This is a genomic window from Kitasatospora sp. NPDC048722 (assembly GCF_040650235.1).
In the GTDB taxonomy this organism is placed as follows: domain Bacteria; phylum Actinomycetota; class Actinomycetes; order Streptomycetales; family Streptomycetaceae; genus Kitasatospora.
The window spans coordinates 14388-30236 of sequence record NZ_JBEZGX010000068.1 but is presented as its reverse complement, the minus strand read 5'-3'; the positions used below and the strand labels follow the sequence as shown (position 1 = coordinate 30236).

Sequence of the window (15849 nt, the reverse complement as noted above, 5' to 3'; positions counted from 1 at the left end):
GACTCTCTCGGGGATCTCTAAAGCCGAACTGAAACACCCTCGCTGCCGGCCCCCGGGCGCACCTCGGCCGCGGCCTCGGCGAGGAGCTCGAAGGAGCGCAGCCGCTCGGTCTGGTCGGGCACGATGGTCAGCGCCATCAGCTCGTCCGCGCCGGTGCGCGCCACCAGATCGGTGAGCTTCTCGCGGACCGTCTCCGGGCCGCCGACCAGCTGGGGCTCGACCAGGTCGTCCAGGAACTGCCGCTCGGCCGGGGAGAACACGTGCGCGGCGGTCTCCCGCGCGGACGGGAAGGCGTCGAAGCGCGGCACCATGCGCATCCGTATCTTGCCGAGGAGGTACGGTGCGGCCGCGGCCCGGGCCGCGTCGTCGGTCTCGGCCACCGTGACGAGCGCGGCGACCAGGGTGCGCGGCCGGTCGAGGTGGGCGGAGGGCCGGAAGGACCTGCGGTACAGCTCCAGGGCGTGCGCCGCGGCGTGCGGGTTGATCTGGTGGGCGAAGGCGTACGGCAGGCCGAGCGCGCCGGCCGCCTGGGCGCTCGACGGGCTTGAGCCCAGCATCCACAGGTCCGGGCGGCCGTCGGCGGCGGGCACCGCGACGATGCCGGAGTCGGGGGAGGCGGGCGCGAAGTACCCGTCGAGCTCGGCTATCTGGTGTGCGAAGTCGTCCTGGCCCAGCTCGGGCACCCGGCGCAGGGCGCGGGCGGTGAGCGGGTCGGTGCCGGGCGCGCGCCCGAGGCCGAGGTCGATCCGGCCCGGGTGCAGGGCCTCCAGGGTGCCGAACTGCTCGGCCACGACCAGCGGTGCGTGGTTGGGCAGCAGCACGCCGCCGGATCCGACCTTGAGGGTGGTGGTGACGGCGGCGAGGCTGCCGACGAGGACCCCCGGTGCCGAGGTGGCGAGGCTCGGGGTGTTGTGGTGCTCGGCGACCCAGTAGCGCAGGTAGCCGAGCGCCTCGACCGCGGGGGCGAGGGCCACGGTGTCGCGCAGTGCCTGGGTCGCGGTCCCGCCGGCGAAGACGGGCACGACGTCGAGGACGGACAGGGGGATTCCGGCGAGCTTGCTCATGGGTTCTCCGCAGGTGGTCGACGGCCCGCGAGGGCCGGGTGTGGCCGGTGGTTCCGGTTCCCCGGGGCGCCGCCGGTCACGGGACCGGCGGCGCCCCGTGAGGGACGCGGCGTCAGACGCTCTCGGGCTGCGGCGCGGGCGAGGCCTCGGCGGCGGCGGGCTGCGCCCGGCCCGGCAGGACGAGGCCCGCGACGAAGACGACGGCGGCGGCGGCGACCGCCCACCAGAAGGCGTCGCCGAAGGACGCGTCGGTCGGGGCCGCGTGCTCGCCGCCGCCCTGGATGATCAGCGCGACGACGGCGATGCCGAGCGACGCGCCGATCTGGTTGAGGATGAAGACCGCGCCGGTCGCGCCGCCCACGGACTCGCCGGGCACGGTGCGGTAGACCGCGCCCATGGTGGGGGCGCCGACCAGGCCCATGCCGAAGCCGGCGGCGAGCTGGGCGACGGTCAGCACGGCCTGCGAGGTGTCGGCGCCGGACTGGGTGAACACCAGGGCCCCGGCTCCGATCAGCAGGGCGCCGAGCGGCACCAGCTGCCGGGCACCGAACTTGTCGGCGAGCTTGCCGGCGATCGGCATGCCGATCAGGGTGCCGAAGCCCAGCGGGGCCAGCAGCAGACCGGACTCCAGGACAGTGTGGTGGTGGACCTGCTGGTAGTAGAGCGGCAGCAGGAAGAGCAGCGAGAACAGGCCGCCGCCGAGCAGGAACATGGTGGCCACCGCGGCGCTGAAGCCCTTGTTGGCGAAGAGCCGCAGGTCGATCAGCGGGGCCTTGTCGGTGCGCAGCGCGTGCACGACGTAGCCGATGAACAGCACGACGCCGAGGACCAGGCCGGTGATCACCTTGGCACTGCCGAAGCCCTCGCTGCCCGCCTGGGACAGCGCGTAGACGATCGCCGCGAAGCCGGGCGGGAGCAGCGCGATGCCGAGGCCGTCGACCGGCACCGGGTCCCCGCTGGGCGCCGGGTCGGCCGGTAGGACCTTGATCGCGAGGATGATCGCGGCGAGCGCGAACGGGATGTTGACCAGGAACATCCACACCCAGGACAGGTTCTCCAGCAGCAGGCCGCCGACGATCGGGCCGACCACCGGGCCGAGGGTGATCGGCACCGAGATGAGGCCCATCACCCGGCCGATCCGAGCGGGTCCGGCGGCGCCGGCCACCACGGTCATCATGATCGGGTCGACCATCCCGCCACCGAGGCCCTGGAGGACGCGGAACGCGATCAGGGACTCGACGTTCCAGGCGACGGCGCACAGCGTCGAGCCGGCCAGGAAGAGGGTCAGGCCGAGCAGCCACATCCGCTTGGCGCCGAAGCGGACCATGGCCCAGCCGGCCAGCGGGATGGCCAGCGCCACCGCGAGCAGGTAGCCGGTGGTGATCCACTCGACGCTGGCCAGGGTGGCGTTGAAGTGGCCGCCCAGGGTGCTGATCCCGACGTTGACGATGGTCGCGTCGAGGTAGGACATCATGCCGCCGAGCACCATGACGCCGACCAGGCTGAGCAGCGGGCCGTCGAGCCGGGCGGGCCCGCCCCCCGCCGCGTTCGTTTCAGACACGGAAACTCCTTTGCACCAGACCGCCAAGCTAAATGAACTAGGTAGTTCATTTCGATGGCTGGGACGGTAGCATGGCTCCATGAGTGTTGGCGAGACCGAAAAGACGACCGGGAGCCCCGGCGACCGGGGCCGGATGGACAAGCGCCGAGCGATCGTGGAGGCCGCCCTGCGGGTCTTCGCGCGGGTCGGCTACGCCCAGGCGAGCCTCGACCAGATCGCCACCGAGGCGGGGGTCGCGAAGCCCACGATCTACAACCACCTCGGGTCCAAGGAGAACCTCTTCCGGCACGTCATGACGGAGACCGCGGCGCGCTCCAACGCGAAGACGATGGACGTGCTGGAGTCCTTCCCCAACGAGCCGCAGGACCTGCGGCCCGGGCTGGAGGACGTGGCCCAGAAGCTGGTCGACTGCTACTGCGACGAGCAGTCCGAGTCGGTGCGCCGTCTGCTGTACGCCGAGGCGGTGCGCTTCCCCGACCTCTTCGACGCCGTCCGGGCGAGCGGGCCGGACCAGTTCGTCGACGCGCTGGCCGGCCGCCTGGCCAGGCTGGCCAACGCCGGGCAACTGCGGATCGAGGACCCGGTCCGCGCCGCCAACCAGTTCATCGCCCTCGTCTACGAGGAACTGCCGGGCCTGAGCGGGCTGGGCACGCGGCCGCTCGACCACGCCGAGGTGACCAAGGTCGTCACCGCCGGGGTCGACACCTTCCTGCGCGCCTTCGGTACGGGGGCAGGCGTCGACCCCGGTACCGCTTCCGGCACCGGGGTCTGACGGATCCGGCCTCAGCGGTCGAGCCGCTGGTACGACCCGCGGAAGAACAGCAGCGGATCGCCGTCGGCGAGCGCGTCGAGCCGGAGCACCCGGGCGACCACGATCACGTGGTCGCCGGCGGGATGCTCCGCCTCGACCGCGCACTCCAGCCAGGCCAGCGCACCGTCGAGGATCGGGGCGCCGCCCGGCGAGGAAGTCCAGGGCAGGCCCCGGAACTTGTCCGTCCCGCTCGCCGCGAGACGGTTCGCCGCCTCGGCCTGCTGCGCCCCGAGGATGCTGATGCCGAGCGGCTCCGCGGACCGGATGCGCGGCCAGCTGGTGCTGGTGTGGGCGACGCAGAAGGAGACCAGCGCCGGTTCCAGCGACACCGAGCAGAAGGAGTTCGCGACCAGCCCGGCGCGGTGGCCGGTGGCCGGGTCGGCCGAGGTCACCGCGACCACGCCGGTCGCGAACCGGCCGAGCACGTTGCGCAGGCACCGGGTGCCGCCGTCGAGGTCGATCGTCGTGTTCACGGCCGCCGTCCCTTCCCGTACCGGAGCCGGGCGAAGTCCCGGGTCAGCGCGACGCGTTGGTCGCCCAGGCCGCCGCGCATGCGCAGCACCGACAGCAGTGTCCACAGCCGGGTCTGCGCGAAGTGGCCCGGTGAGCCGTGCACGTCGTCGTGGGCGAGCAGCCGCACGCCGCGCACGTGTTCCCGCAGCAGCCGGGCGTCGGCGGGCGGGATGATCTCGTCCCGCAGGCTGGTGACGTGGGCCACCGGGATGCGCAGCGCGCCCAGTTCGCCGGGCGTCAGCGCCCAGTCGCGGATCACCTCGTACACCTCGTCGGGCTTGGTGCCGATCAGGTGCGCCAGGGTGTCGGTGGTGACGCGCGGCACCGTCCGCTGCCAGGCGGTGTCGGTGAAGAAGTCGTGCACCGGGGCGCCCGCGCCCACCACCCCTCTGATCCGGGAGTCGTGCAGGGCGGCCCGCAGGGCGCCGTGGCCGCTGAAGCTCAGCGCCAGCGCGTACGTCCGCGAGGTGTCCGCCCGGTCTCCCACGGCGTCCAGCACGGCGGGGAGCATCCGCCAGCTGTCGGCGCGGTAGGGCAGGGTGTTCTCGCCCACGCCCGGCATCTCGGTGACCACGCCGGCGAACCCGAGGGCGCCGAGCTGGAGGAGCACCGGTGCCCACTGCTCCTTGACGGACACGATGCCGCCGGTCATCACCAGCAGCGGCTTGGGGTCCGCGGCGTCGAGCCCGGCGCTCCAGCAGCGGATCCGGCCCTCGGGCAGCTCGACGTCCAGCCGCTGCACGGCGGGGAAGTCCGCGCGCCACCGGTCGAACGCGTCGGTGCAGCGGCTCAGGGCCTCTCGGCGCGCCGAACCGTCCACGTACGGGAACCGGGCCATGTTGTAGTGCACGCAGGCTTCGAGCAGCTTCCCGTCGGCCTCCAGCCGGGCCGCGTCGGTGCTCCACTCGTGGACCCAGGACCCGGGCCCGCCGTTCCCGTCGTGCCGGACGCGGTCCAGCAGCGGGTCGTAGTGCTCGGGTGGCAGGCCCTGCGAACGGGTGTGCGCGACCACGAAGTTCTTCAGCTCGGCGATGTCGTTCATACGCTCTCCAACGACTCCTTGACCTCGGTCAGGACGTCCGCGGCCTCGGCCCCGTCGATCACGCGGTGGTCGAAGGCCAGGCTGAGCCGCAGCACCGGTGCCACGGTGACCCGGCCGTCACGGACCACCGGCCGGTCCAGGATCCGGCCGACGCCGAAGGTGGTGGTCGTGCCGCCCACCGAGTGGAAGGAGTCGACCGCGCGGTGTCCCAGCGAGGTCACCGCGAACGTCCCGGTGAGGTGGGGGCGCAGCGCGAGCGAACCCGCCGCCTCGCGGAAGCGCTCGCGTCCCTCGGCCCACGGCGCCCGGTGCAGCTGCCGCACACCCTCGAAGTCCGGCAGCTGCTCGGCGTCGCCGTCCCGGACCCGGACGAGGTGCTCCTGGATGTCGTCGAGTTCGGCCTCGTGGAGGTTCGGTACGACGGTGCCGAGCACCACCCGCCGGCCGTCGAGGGTCCGGTCGAGGGTCAGTTTGCCGTTGACGAACGGGTAGTGCGCGATACGCAGCCGCTGCGGTCCGCCCTCCACGGCCGCGTTGGCGTCCGGGTGCCCGGCCAGGACCCGTCCGGCCGCGCGCAGCACGTAGGCCGTGATGGAGTACCGCACGCCCGTGCTGTCGAGGGCAGCGGCGCGGTGGGCGAGCACCCGGCCCATGTCCACCTCGGTGTCCAGGAAGACCGGTGAGAAGTCGCGGATCACTTCGAGGAAGAACAGGGTGTGCCGGCGCTGGCGCGGCAGCGGCTCGCCGACCTCGGTCTCTTCGGCGGTCACGACTCCACCGCCAGTCGGTAGACGGCCTCCAGGCTGGGCGCCTCCAGCACCTCGGACAGCCGCAGCGAGCGGCCGGTCTCGCGCTCCAGGAGCGTGCACAGCGCCAGCAGGTGCACCGAGTCCCACTCCTCGACGGTGTCCAGGTCCCGGCCGAGGTCCTCGGCCGAGACGGGCAGGGCGAGTTCGTCGCGCAGGAGCGTGACGAAGTCGTCGATGGTCCTCACGGGGTGTCCCCTTCGAAGTTCGCGGTCAGTCGGATGTGCCCGACGGGCTCGGGCAGCGGCTCCAGCGGGTGCCGGAAGGCGGCCGAGTCGTCGTCGACCGTGACGGTCTCGAAGCCGGCCCGTGGATAGAAGTCGGCGACGTTGCCGTTCTTCGCGGTGCGGCGGTAGTCGGCGCGCACCTCGGTGGCGCCGCTGCCGCGCGCGTGGCGCAGCACGGCGCCGAGCACGGCCTGTTCGATGCCGCGGCTGAACACCCGGCAGCTGAGCAGGAAGTTCTCGATGTGCAGGACGTCCGCGTCCCGGCGCAGCAGCACGGCGCCCACCAGTCCGTTGTCGCCGAAGCGGTCGGCGGAGGCGATGGTGAGCACCTGCGCGGCCGGGTCCTCGGCCATCGCCCGCACCTGCGCGGGCTGCAGCCGCCGCGTGGTGAGGTTGAACTGGTTGGTGCGCAGGGTGATCTGGGAGACCCGGGCGAACCGGTCGGCCGTCGCGGGGCCGAGGGCCACCGAGATGTCCAGCTCCCGCAGGTAGCCGTCGAGCGAGTCGAAGGTCGACAGGAAGTCCTGCCGGGCCCGGTCCTCGCGGTAGCGGGCGGGCCGCGCCAGGTCCTCGTCGGTGAGCCGGCGCGCATCGAACCAGCCGTCGTGCAGCAGCCGCGTCACGTGGGTCGCCGGGTCGCCGTCGACCCGGACCACGGCGACGGTGGGCAGCTCCCGCCCGACCAGGCCGCACTCGAAGGCGCTGTCGTCGACGAAGACGAAGCTGTCCACGGAGAGGTTGAGGGCGAGGGCCAGTTCACGGAGGTTCTCGGGCTTGGGCCGCCAGTCGGCCCGGATCTGCACGAAGTCCTCCTCGCGCAGGACCAGGTCGGGGTGTTCGCGCAGGGTCCGCTCCACCGGTTCGCGGTCGTTCTTGCTGACCGCGGCCAGCAGGACGCCCTGCGAGCTCAGCTGGCGGGCCACCCGCTGGAAGCGGGCGAACGCCTCGCCCCGGTAGCCGCCGGCGGTCTCGATGCCCTCGGGGCCGACCTCGCCGAGCACTCCGCCCCACACCGTGTCGTCCAGGTCCAGCGCGAGGACCTTCTTCACGCCGCCCGACGCCTGCCGGGCGAGGTGGCCGACCTCTCGCGCGTACGCGGCGAGCAGGGCGTCGGACAGGTGCGCCTTCGCGTACACGCTCTGCCGGATGTCGCGGGCGGCGACACCCTCGGCGAGCAGCGGGTCGAGGTCCACGGTGACGACCTCGGGGTGGGCCTCGGACAGGCGCAGCAGCCGGGCGTTGGCCTCCCGCCAGAGCACCCCGAGCCCGGCCCGGGCCCGCAGGTCGACCAGCTGGCCCGTCAACTCGCGCGGCAGCGGGAGGGTGTTGAGGACGAGCGTGGCCCCCTCGGCGGTGCCGGCGAAGACCCGCGCGGCCCGCTCGACGAGGGCGAGCTTCTCCTCCAGCACCCGCGCCACGTCCTCGACCTTCCACGGCGACGGCAGTTCGTCCACCACGGTCGCGGGGTCGAGCACGCACAGTGCGAACGAGGGGCGGGCCGCGTAGAGGCCGCTCGACGGGTCGACGAGGTCGAAGACCCAGCCGTCGAAGTCGGACAGCCGGGTGCGGGCCAGCAGGCCGTGCCGGGCGAACTGCGCGGTGAGCGCGGGCAGCAGCGCGTTGAGCGTGCCGTGACCGGTGACGGCGACGACCGGCGCGGGGGTGCCGGGGTGCGCGGCGAGCACCGCGTCGGGGTCGGTCCTCGCCAGCACCCGGCCGGCGCGGACCAGTTCGTCGTCCGTCAGGCCGGCGAGCAGCCGCCGGACCTCCGGGTAGCGGTCGGGCAGGCTGCCCTCCCGGTGCAGCTCCGCCAGTGCGTCCGTCACGGCGTCAGTTCCCTTCCAGGGCGAAGCCCGCCTTGAGCCACTTGCTGGATTCGATGGAGATGCCGACGGCCCGTCGCCCGGGGCCGAGCGCCCCGGCCAGCGCGCGCTGCAACTGGAGGAAGACGATCGCGTTGCCGCAGTTGCCCGCGTCGTCCACGCAGGAGACGTCCTGCGCGCGGGGGAGTCCGAGCCGTTCGCTGATCAGCTTGGTCATCCGGCCGGAGAGCTGGGGCGGCAGCAGCAGGTCGACCTCGTCGCCGCGCCAGCCGAGGCCGGTGAGCACCTCGTCCAGCACCTCGCCGGTCATCGTCGGCACGTGCTCCTCGATCGCCTTGTAGTCCTCGGTCGCGGCGGGCCGGTCGCTGTGGCGGTCGGCCGGGCCGAACCATTCGAGGACGGCCCCGGGCGGGCGGCCCAGGCCGACGAGCCGGGTGAACAGGGCCCGCACCGCCGCCGAGCCCGGGGCCGGGTCGGTCGACAGGACCGCCGCACCGGCCGCGTCCCCGAAGAGCACGAAGTTCACCAGCTCGGCCGGGGCCGCCTTGCGCAGGTCCGTTTCGAGGTCGTAGAAGCGGGCGATCACGTCACCGCCCAGCACCAGCACGGTGCGCCCGCTGCCGCTCAGCAGGATCTGCCGCGCGACGTCCAGCGCCTGCACCGCTCCCGAACAGCCGGACTGCAGCTGGAAGCTGCGCACGCCGTCGATGCCGAGCCGGTCGGCCACGACGTTGACGGTCGCCGGCATCAGCTGGTCGGGGGTGGCCGTGGCCAGCACCACCGCGTCGACGTCGCCCGGGCCGAGGCCGGCGGCGGCCAGCGCGCGGCGCCCCGCCTCCTCGGCGAGCGAGGCCAGGGTGCGGGTCTGCTTGCCGGTCTCCAGGTCCAGCGCCAGATGGCGGGCCCGGGTGCCGATGAACGCGTCGACCCACTGCTCCCACAGCGGATCCATGCCGAACCGCCGGGCCAGCGTGGCGTTGTCCAGGGCGGGTCCGGGAAGGGCGGCTGCGGCGGACAGGATGTGTACGTCCCGGCCGGTCATGTGTGGTCTCCCGTCGGTTGCCGGCGTGTTGGCGTCAGTCGGACAGCAGGATCCGGGCCTCGGCCGAGGCCCGGACACCCGTCATCCGCCACGTGCGGAACCCGGTCAGGCCCTCGTAACGACCGCCGGTGCCGACAGCCGGGTAGAAGACCCACTCGCTGGTGCGGACGTCGTTGAAGTCGGCCCACCCCTCGGCGTGGACGGTGCCGTCCTCGAATGTGAGGTCCTCGCTGTAGTACGTCATCAGACCGCCGTCGCCGGGGCGCACGTACTCGATCCGGAAGGAGCCGTGGGAGGTGCCGATGAGCTTGCCCGACTCGTCGAAGAGTTCGTCGTCGAAGGTGCCGGTCTGGCCCACCTGCGGGTCCGAGACCTCGACGTCGTCGACGACCTTGACCACGATTTCCCGGGGAACCCGGAGGACGATCTGCTCGGCCATGTGTCCGTTCCTTTCAGTGCGGTGGAGGGGGTGGATCGGGGGTGCGGCACGCGCGCGGTGCGCGGTGCGGCCCGTGCGGGTCAGTGCGCCGCGAACCGTGCCGGCGGCGCCCCGGTGATCAGCGGGGGGACGTCGGGGGTGGCACCGGGACCGGTGAGATCGGTCAGCAGCCGGTCGGCCGGTCCGGCCGGGGCCGGCCGGGGGAGGAACGACCCGGCGGCCGGTTCGAACGGGCGCACCAGCACCGACCGGAAGTCGTGCCTGGTCCAGGTGCCGCTGTTCACCGGGTCGTTGTCGGAGAACGTGTACGGCGCGTACTGCCGCCCGGTCGGGTCGGGCTGGGTGAAGCGGCCCCAGAACCCGTTGTAGAGGTGGTGGTCGAGGACGTGGGCGCTGCGCAGCAGCTGGTACGCGCCGCGGTAGCGGAAGGGGTTGGCGGTGGCGGCCTCCCCGGTCGCCGTCACCGCGCCGTGCGGCGTGTAGCGGTAGCGGGCGGCGAGCCTGCCCTCCTCGTCCAGCAGCGCGAGCACCGAGCCCTGCTGGTCGGTGACGGCCCAGTAGTGTCGGCCGTCGGCGGTGAGCACGGCGAGCAGCGCACCGTCGGGGGTGCGGACGAAGTCGGTCGGGACCCCGTCGTCGGTGGCGCGGGCGATCCCGAGCGGGGTGTGGGTCAGGACGTGGGTGACGGTGCGTCCGTCCACGGTGGTCTCGGTGATCCGCCGCGGCAGCTCCTGACCGAGTCCGTCGTACCGGATGTCCACCACCTGCTGCCCGCCGAACACGCCGGTCAGGGTCTGGTTGGTGGCGCTGTAGGTGAAGGAGCCGGTGGGGTTGGTCTCCTCGGTGAAGTTGCCGGCGCCGTCGTACGCGAAGCCCGTCTCGCCCAGCAGGACCACCTGGCCCGCCGTGTTGAGGGTGAAGCGGGTGCCGCCGAGGCGGACCAGGTGGTGCGCGCCGTCGTACTCGAACTCGGTGTCCCCGGCCCGCACCAGGCGCTTGAGGCCGTCGTAGGCGAAGGTGACGGTCTCGCCGTCGACGGTCGTCGAGAGCAGGACGTCACCGTCCGAACCGTCGGCGGTTCCGTAGCGGTACTCCGCGCCGACCAGGAGGTCCCCGACGGGTCCGCGCACCGTCAGGGCGGTCCGGCGCCCGGCGGCGTCGTAGCCGATCTCCTGGCGGCCCGCACCGAAGTCCACGGCGGTGAGGCGGCCCGCGGCGTCGTGGATGAGGCGGGCGGTGCGTCCGGCGGGGGTGGTGACAGTGACGGGCCGGCCGGCCGGGTCGTAGTCGTAGCGCGTCGTGCCGCCCGCGGTCGTCAGCGTGGTCAGCGCGCCCTCGGCGTCGTGACCGGCCCGCACCTCCTCGGTGTCCGCGCCCTCGGTGCGCACGGCCGAGGCGAGCCGGCTGCCCGCCGTGGTCCGGACCCAGCGGAACTCGTAGGACCAGTCGGGGGAGGACTTGCGGACCACGCGGCCGAAGGCGTCGTGGGCCAGGGTGAGCAGGACCCGGCCGGACTCCTCGTCGGTGACCTCGGCGAGCCGGCCGGTCGGGTCGTGCCGGTAGCCCGTGCGCCGTCCGGTGCCGTCGGTGACCCCGACGACCCTGGACAGCCGGTCGTGGCGGTAGGACGTCCGCCCGAGCGGCGCGGGCGGCGTGACGTCGGTCAGGTTGCCCTGCCCGTCGTAACCGAAGACGGTGGTCCGGCCGTTGCCGTCGGTGAACGCGGTCGGCCTGCCGTGCACCGGATGGTTGACGCGGGTGTCCAGGTCGGCCGCGCGGCCGGGGGCGCGGCTGCGGACCAGGTGCCCCGACGCGTCGTACTCCAGGAGCAGTTCGTTGCCGGCCGGGTCGCGCAGGGCGGTGGCGAGCGCGGGGTGCGCGGCGTCCTCGTAGGCGATGGTGGAGCGGGCGGAGGTGGGCAGCCGCAGGGCGACCGGGCGGCCCGCCGCGTCGTGCTCGAACGCGGTCCGGGCGCCGGTGGCGTCGACGACCGCCGTCAGCCGGCCGTCCGCGTCCCACTCCCGCCGGGTGACGTGCCCGAGCGGATCGGTGACCGAGGCCGGCCGTCCGTGGTCGTCGAACTCGTAGGTGGTCGGCAGGCCGGTGGCGCCGGTGACGACGGTGCGCCCGGGGGAGCGGGTGAACCCGGTGCGGACCCGGCCGTCCGGGCCGTCCCAGGCCACCTCCAGGACGGCGTCCCGGTCGTCGTACCCGAGCCGGACCGTCTCGCCGCCCGCCGCGACCGATACCAGCCGGCCCCGGTCGTCCCAGCCGTAGGCCGTGACGCGGCCGTCGGCACCCGTCAGGCGGGCCATCCGGCCGGAGGCGTCGTACGCGAAGGCCGCCGCCTGCCCGCCGGCCGGGTCGACGACCTTGGTGACCATGCCGTCGCCGTCCCGGTGCAGGGTGACCGTGCGGCCCAGGCCGTCGGTCACCGTGGCGGGGTCGCCGGAGGCGTCGACCTCGAACCCGGGGCCCGCGCAGAGCGACCAGCCGGGGCCGAAGCCGTCGGCGCCGGCCGAGGCGCGGCGGTGCTCGCGCAGGAGCCGCAGGTGGCGTCCGGCCCCGGCGAGCACCAGGTCGATCTGGCGGAGCGTCGGTTCGCCCGTGGCGAGGTCGACCACCAGCTCGGCCAGGTCGCCGAGCGGCAGGCGCCACACTGCGCGGTGGTCGGGGAAGTCCCGGAGTTCGAGCACGGATGGGCTCCTCGGTCTGCGGGTCGTCGGTCGGACGGGCGCCAGACTCGCCCGGCCGTCTAAAGCTCGACTAAGTCCGCGTGGCGTGCACGTGGGCCGTCCGTGGTCGGTGCGAGCGCGGTGCGGTAGCCGTCGTGCCACTTGTGAACTAACTGGGGAGGTTCTTTCCGGGGCCGGTTGGCATGGATCGGCCTCTTAGGCTGGTTGTGGCTGTTGGTGATCCGTTCGCGCACTTCATCGTCGGAGCCACACCGTCGCTTACGGGGGAAGGGATTTCGGGATGACCACTACCGTCATGACAACGCCGCCGGCTCGGGCGGCCGTTCGTACCACCGAGCTCGGCCGACTGCTCGACCACGTCCGCACGATTCGTGAACGGCGGTCCACGATCGTCGAGTTGGCCGGTGACCCGGGCAGCGGGAAGACCTGGCTGCTGACCGCGCTGGCGCAGGAGGCGCGCGGCCGGGGCCTGGCGGTGCTCCGGGGCTGGTGCTCCGAGGCCGACGCCCGGGTGCCGTTCCAGCCGTTCGTCGACGCGCTGGCCACCTGGCGGGGCGGGGCCGGGGCCGGGTCGGTCGAGTCGAGAGCCCGGGCGCTGACCGGCGCGTCGACCGCCCCGTCCGAGGAGGCCGGGGACACCGACTTCACCTCCCGTGGCCGCCTCCTGACCGAAGCACGCCGGCTGATCGCGGACTGCCTCACCGCCGCGCCCGAAGGACTGGTGCTGATCGTCGACGACTTCCACTGGGCCGACCCCGGCTCGGCCGCGCTGCTGAACATGCTCGTGCGCTGGCCCATGGACGGCGGCATGGCGCTCGTGGTCGCGCACCGGCCGCGGCAGGCCCCGGTCGCCGTGCGCTCCGTCCTGCGGCACGGCACCGAACTCGGCACCGTCGAGACGATCGAGCTCGCCCCGCTGACCTTCGCTCAGAGCGCCGAACTACTCGGTCCCACCAGACGACCGGCCGAGGTCGCCGACCTGCACGAGCGCAGCTCGGGTAACCCGCTGTACCTGACGGCACTGGCGGACGCCGCCTCCCCGGCGGACGGCGGCTGCGAGGACTGGGCGCGCAACGGCCTCGGCACCCGGCTGCTGGCCGAGACCGAGGCCCTCGACGGAGCGGCCCGCGCGGCCCTGCAGGCGGCGGCGGTGCTCGGGGGCGCGTCCGGCATGAGCGCGGTCGCCGAGGTCGCCGGGATCGGCGAGGACGAGGCCTGCCGGGTCCTCGGGGAACTGCAGGGGCGGGACCTGCTCCGCGCCACCGGGCCGGACCTGGTGGCCCTGCGTCACCCGCTGCTCGGCCGCTGCCTGAACGCCGCCATGGACGCGTGCTGGCGGGCCGGCGCCCACCGGCGGGCACTGGCCCGGCTCACCCGACTCGACGCCCCGGCCACCGAACTCGCCCCGCACATCGAGCGGTCGGGTTCACTGGCCCGCGCCTCGGACGCCCGGGTGCTCGCCTCCGCCGCGCGCACCGCCCTGCACCTCGGCGAGCCCTCGAGGGCCGCCCACTGGCTGACAGCCGCGATGCGCCTGCCGCGGCCGGCCGACGAGTCGCCGGACGCCTCGCCGGTGCGACCGGAGCTGTGGCGGGCCGTGGTCCGGGCGCTCGCGGCGCAGGGTGACGCCGAGCGGATCAGGTCGCTGGCCGGCGCGATCCTGTCCGGGCCGGTCCGGCGCCTGGCCCCCGGGCCGCGCTCCGCCGAGGTCGCCTTCCTGACGACCGTCCTGGCCTCGCTCGGCCAGGACGAGGCGGTGCAGACCCTCCTGGTCGTCGAACTCTCCACCGCGGACCAGGCGGACCCGGCCGTCGGCGTACTGCTCCGTGAGCAGCAGCACCTGGCGAAGGTCCTGGCGGGCAAGCTGCCCGCCCGTTCCGACACCGAGGCGCTGGTGCGGGAGGTGCAGCGGACGGACGGGGTGTCGCCGGCCGGAGCACTGGTGCTGAGCGGCCTGTGCGCGGTCCTGGAGGGCGACGTGTGCGCCGCGAAGCAGGCGTTCGAGGCCGGGTCCCGGGTGCTCGACACCACCGCGAACGGCGGCCGGCCGAACCACCGGCAGGTCGTCCACCTGCTCGTCCTCGGCTGGGCGGAGGCGCTGATGGGCCGTTACGGCACCGCGCACGCTCACATCGACCGGGCGCTGACGGCCGCCCGGGAGCGCGGCGACGTCCACCTGACGCTGCCGCTGCTCGCCACCCTGGGGTACGTCAACTACCAGTCCGGCCGGATGGCCGACGCCCTGGACGCCGCCGAGGAGGGGCGTGTCATGGCCCTCACCCTCGGGCGCCTCGACCACGCCGCGCTGCTGGACGCGACCATCGCGGCCGCCTCCGCGCAGCTCGGCCGCGGCTCGTTCCTCGTCGCCAGCGGTGTGCTGAGCACGGCCCCCAGGACCCCCCCTCAACGCCCTGCTGCGGGCGGAGGCCGCCCTGGTCTCCGGCGACGCCGAATCGGCGCTGGCGCTCCTGCTGCCCGAACGCGAGGCGTGGCGGGTGGCCGAACCGGTCGGGGTGCTGGCCGCCCGCGGGTACGAACTGCTCGCCGCGGCGGCGCTGCGGACCGGGATGGACGAGGCGAGCATCGAGCAGTGGGCCGACCACGCCGCGGACGCCGCCGCCGTGGTGGGCATCGCCGAGCAGAGCGGGCACGCGCTGCTGGCCAGCGGCCACGTCCTGATGAGCAGGCACCAGCCCGTCGAGGCCGCGCAGCGCTACCAGGAGGCGCAGGAGCTCCTCGGCGCCGAGAGCTCCGCCGGCGTCCGGGCCAGGGAACTGGCCCGGGCCGCGCTGCGCACCGCCGACCGCGGGCCGGAGGGGGCGCTCGCCGACCTCACCATCCGCGAACGGGAGGTGGCCGATCTCGCCGGCCAGGGGCTGAAGACGAAGGACATCGCGGAGCAGCTGCGGGTCAGCCCGCGCACCGTCGACGTCCATCTGACCCGCATCTACAGCAAGTTGGGGATCGCCTCCCGGGTGGCCCTGGTCCGGCTGATGACGCTGGCCGGCTGACCGGGGCGGGTGGTGGCGCCGGGACGGGCGCCCCGCCGCCACCACCCGTTCGAAGGCCGGATCAGCTCGCCAGCGGAAGGTCCAGGAGCTGGTCGGAGGTCAGGATCGCCTGGTGCAGGCGGCGCAGCGAGCGGCACGGTTCCAGCCCGAGTTCGGACCTCAGCACCTGCTGGGCCGAGCGGTACACCTGCAGGGCCTCCGCCTGCCGGTCGGCCCGGTAGAGCACGAGCATCAGCTGGCGGTAGAAGGACTCGCGCAACGGGTACTGCGCGATCAGTGTGTTGAGCAGCCCGGTCACCTCCCGGTGGCGGCCGAGCGCGGTCCGCGCCTCGATCGACAGCTCCAGGCACTCCAGCCGCTCCTCCTCCACCCAGGCGGTGAAGGAGGCCAGTACCGGCCCCTCCGCGCCGCCGTCCAGCACCGGCCCCCGGACGAGCGACAGCGCACGCTCGAAGTCGTCGAGCGCCGCCTCGTACTCCCCGGCATGCTGCCACGCGCGACCGCTGCGCATCGCCGTCTGGAATTCGGCCACGTCGTACTGGGCGCCGTCCAGCCGCAGGAGGTACCCGGACGGCTTGGTGGTGATCGCGGCCCCGTCGGTGTCCCCGGCGGCCGCGAGGAACTTGCGCAGCTGGGAGAGGTAGACGTGGACCGCGGCCGACGCGCGCCGCGGCGGACCGGAGCCCCACAGCTCCTGGATCAACTGGTCCTTCGTGGTGATCCGGCCGGCCCCCACGAGCAGGGTGGCCAGGGTCAGCTCCATCTTCGGCGCGCTCATGGAAAAGCTCGTCGTACCGTCGGACACGCGGAGCGG

Annotated in this window: 13 protein-coding genes and 1 pseudogene; 3 read left to right on the top strand and 11 right to left on the bottom strand. The window is 73.9% G+C overall.

Annotation, left to right across the window (positions count from 1 at the left end):
- Positions 1-17: 17 nt before the first annotated feature.
- Together AB0C76_RS34875 and AB0C76_RS34870 are read right to left on the bottom strand one after the other, a co-directional pair.
- Positions 18-1064 (bottom strand): LLM class flavin-dependent oxidoreductase, encoded by a 1047-nt coding sequence (locus tag AB0C76_RS34875; protein ID WP_359973410.1) that lies wholly within the window; start codon positions 1062-1064, stop codon positions 18-20.
- A 112-nt stretch (positions 1065-1176) separates the two neighbouring features.
- Complete coding sequence (locus AB0C76_RS34870) at positions 1177-2625, bottom strand: DHA2 family efflux MFS transporter permease subunit (protein WP_359973408.1); 1449 nt, start codon at positions 2623-2625, stop codon at positions 1177-1179.
- Positions 2626-2704: 79 nt separating this feature from the next.
- Between AB0C76_RS34870 and AB0C76_RS34865 the strand changes: the two genes are divergently transcribed.
- Entirely contained in the window at positions 2705-3397 is a 693-nt protein-coding gene (locus AB0C76_RS34865) for a TetR/AcrR family transcriptional regulator (RefSeq protein ID WP_359973406.1), read from the top strand.
- 11 nt (positions 3398-3408) lie between these two features.
- Here the strand turns inward: AB0C76_RS34865 and AB0C76_RS34860 are convergent, their stop codons facing one another.
- The 8 genes from AB0C76_RS34860 to AB0C76_RS34825 form a co-directional block, all read right to left on the bottom strand.
- Entirely contained in the window at positions 3409-3909 is a 501-nt protein-coding gene (locus AB0C76_RS34860; RefSeq protein WP_359973404.1) for a flavin reductase family protein, read from the bottom strand.
- The gene (locus tag AB0C76_RS34855) at positions 3906-4991 is read right to left on the bottom strand and encodes an alpha/beta hydrolase (RefSeq protein ID WP_359973402.1); all 1086 of its coding nucleotides are present in this window, start codon (positions 4989-4991) and stop codon (positions 3906-3908) included. The genes AB0C76_RS34860 and AB0C76_RS34855 overlap by 4 nt, the downstream gene beginning before the upstream one ends.
- Positions 4988-5761, bottom strand: coding sequence for a 2-oxo acid dehydrogenase subunit E2 (locus tag AB0C76_RS34850; RefSeq protein WP_359973400.1), 774 nt, complete (start codon positions 5759-5761; stop codon positions 4988-4990). The genes AB0C76_RS34855 and AB0C76_RS34850 overlap by 4 nt, the downstream gene beginning before the upstream one ends.
- Positions 5758-5985 carry an acyl carrier protein gene (locus AB0C76_RS34845; protein ID WP_359973398.1) on the bottom strand — a complete coding sequence of 76 codons (228 nt, stop codon included), beginning with the start codon at positions 5983-5985 and terminating at the stop codon, positions 5758-5760. The genes AB0C76_RS34850 and AB0C76_RS34845 overlap by 4 nt, the downstream gene beginning before the upstream one ends.
- Positions 5982-7850 (bottom strand): HAD-IIIC family phosphatase, encoded by a 1869-nt coding sequence (locus AB0C76_RS34840; protein WP_359973397.1) that lies wholly within the window; start codon positions 7848-7850, stop codon positions 5982-5984. Before AB0C76_RS34840 ends, AB0C76_RS34845 begins: the two co-directional genes overlap by 4 nt.
- 4 nt (positions 7851-7854) lie before the next feature.
- A complete protein-coding gene (locus AB0C76_RS34835; RefSeq protein WP_359973395.1) occupies positions 7855-8889 on the bottom strand; it encodes a 3-oxoacyl-ACP synthase III family protein in 1035 nt (344 codons plus the stop codon).
- Positions 8890-8923: 34 nt separating this feature from the next.
- Positions 8924-9328, bottom strand: coding sequence for a hypothetical protein (locus AB0C76_RS34830; RefSeq protein ID WP_359973393.1), 405 nt, complete (start codon positions 9326-9328; stop codon positions 8924-8926).
- A gap of 80 nt (positions 9329-9408) precedes the next feature.
- On the bottom strand, positions 9409-12024 hold the full coding sequence (locus AB0C76_RS34825) for a DUF6531 domain-containing protein (protein ID WP_359973392.1): 2616 nt from the start codon (positions 12022-12024) through the stop codon (positions 9409-9411).
- A 280-nt stretch (positions 12025-12304) separates the two neighbouring features.
- On the opposite strand from AB0C76_RS34825, the pseudogene AB0C76_RS34820 reads away from it, so the two are divergent.
- Both AB0C76_RS34820 and AB0C76_RS34815 read left to right on the top strand, forming a co-directional pair.
- Positions 12305-12754, top strand: a pseudogene (locus AB0C76_RS34820) (ATP-binding protein); the annotation flags it as partial.
- Between the two features lie 1837 nt (positions 12755-14591).
- Positions 14592-15035, top strand: a complete 444-nt coding sequence (locus AB0C76_RS34815) for a helix-turn-helix transcriptional regulator (protein WP_359973429.1) — start codon at positions 14592-14594, stop codon at positions 15033-15035.
- Between the two features lie 61 nt (positions 15036-15096).
- Here AB0C76_RS34815 and AB0C76_RS34810 read toward each other — a convergent pair whose 3' ends face one another.
- Positions 15097-15813, bottom strand: coding sequence for an AfsR/SARP family transcriptional regulator (locus AB0C76_RS34810; protein WP_359973390.1), 717 nt, complete (start codon positions 15811-15813; stop codon positions 15097-15099).
- Positions 15814-15849: the final 36 nt, after the last annotated feature.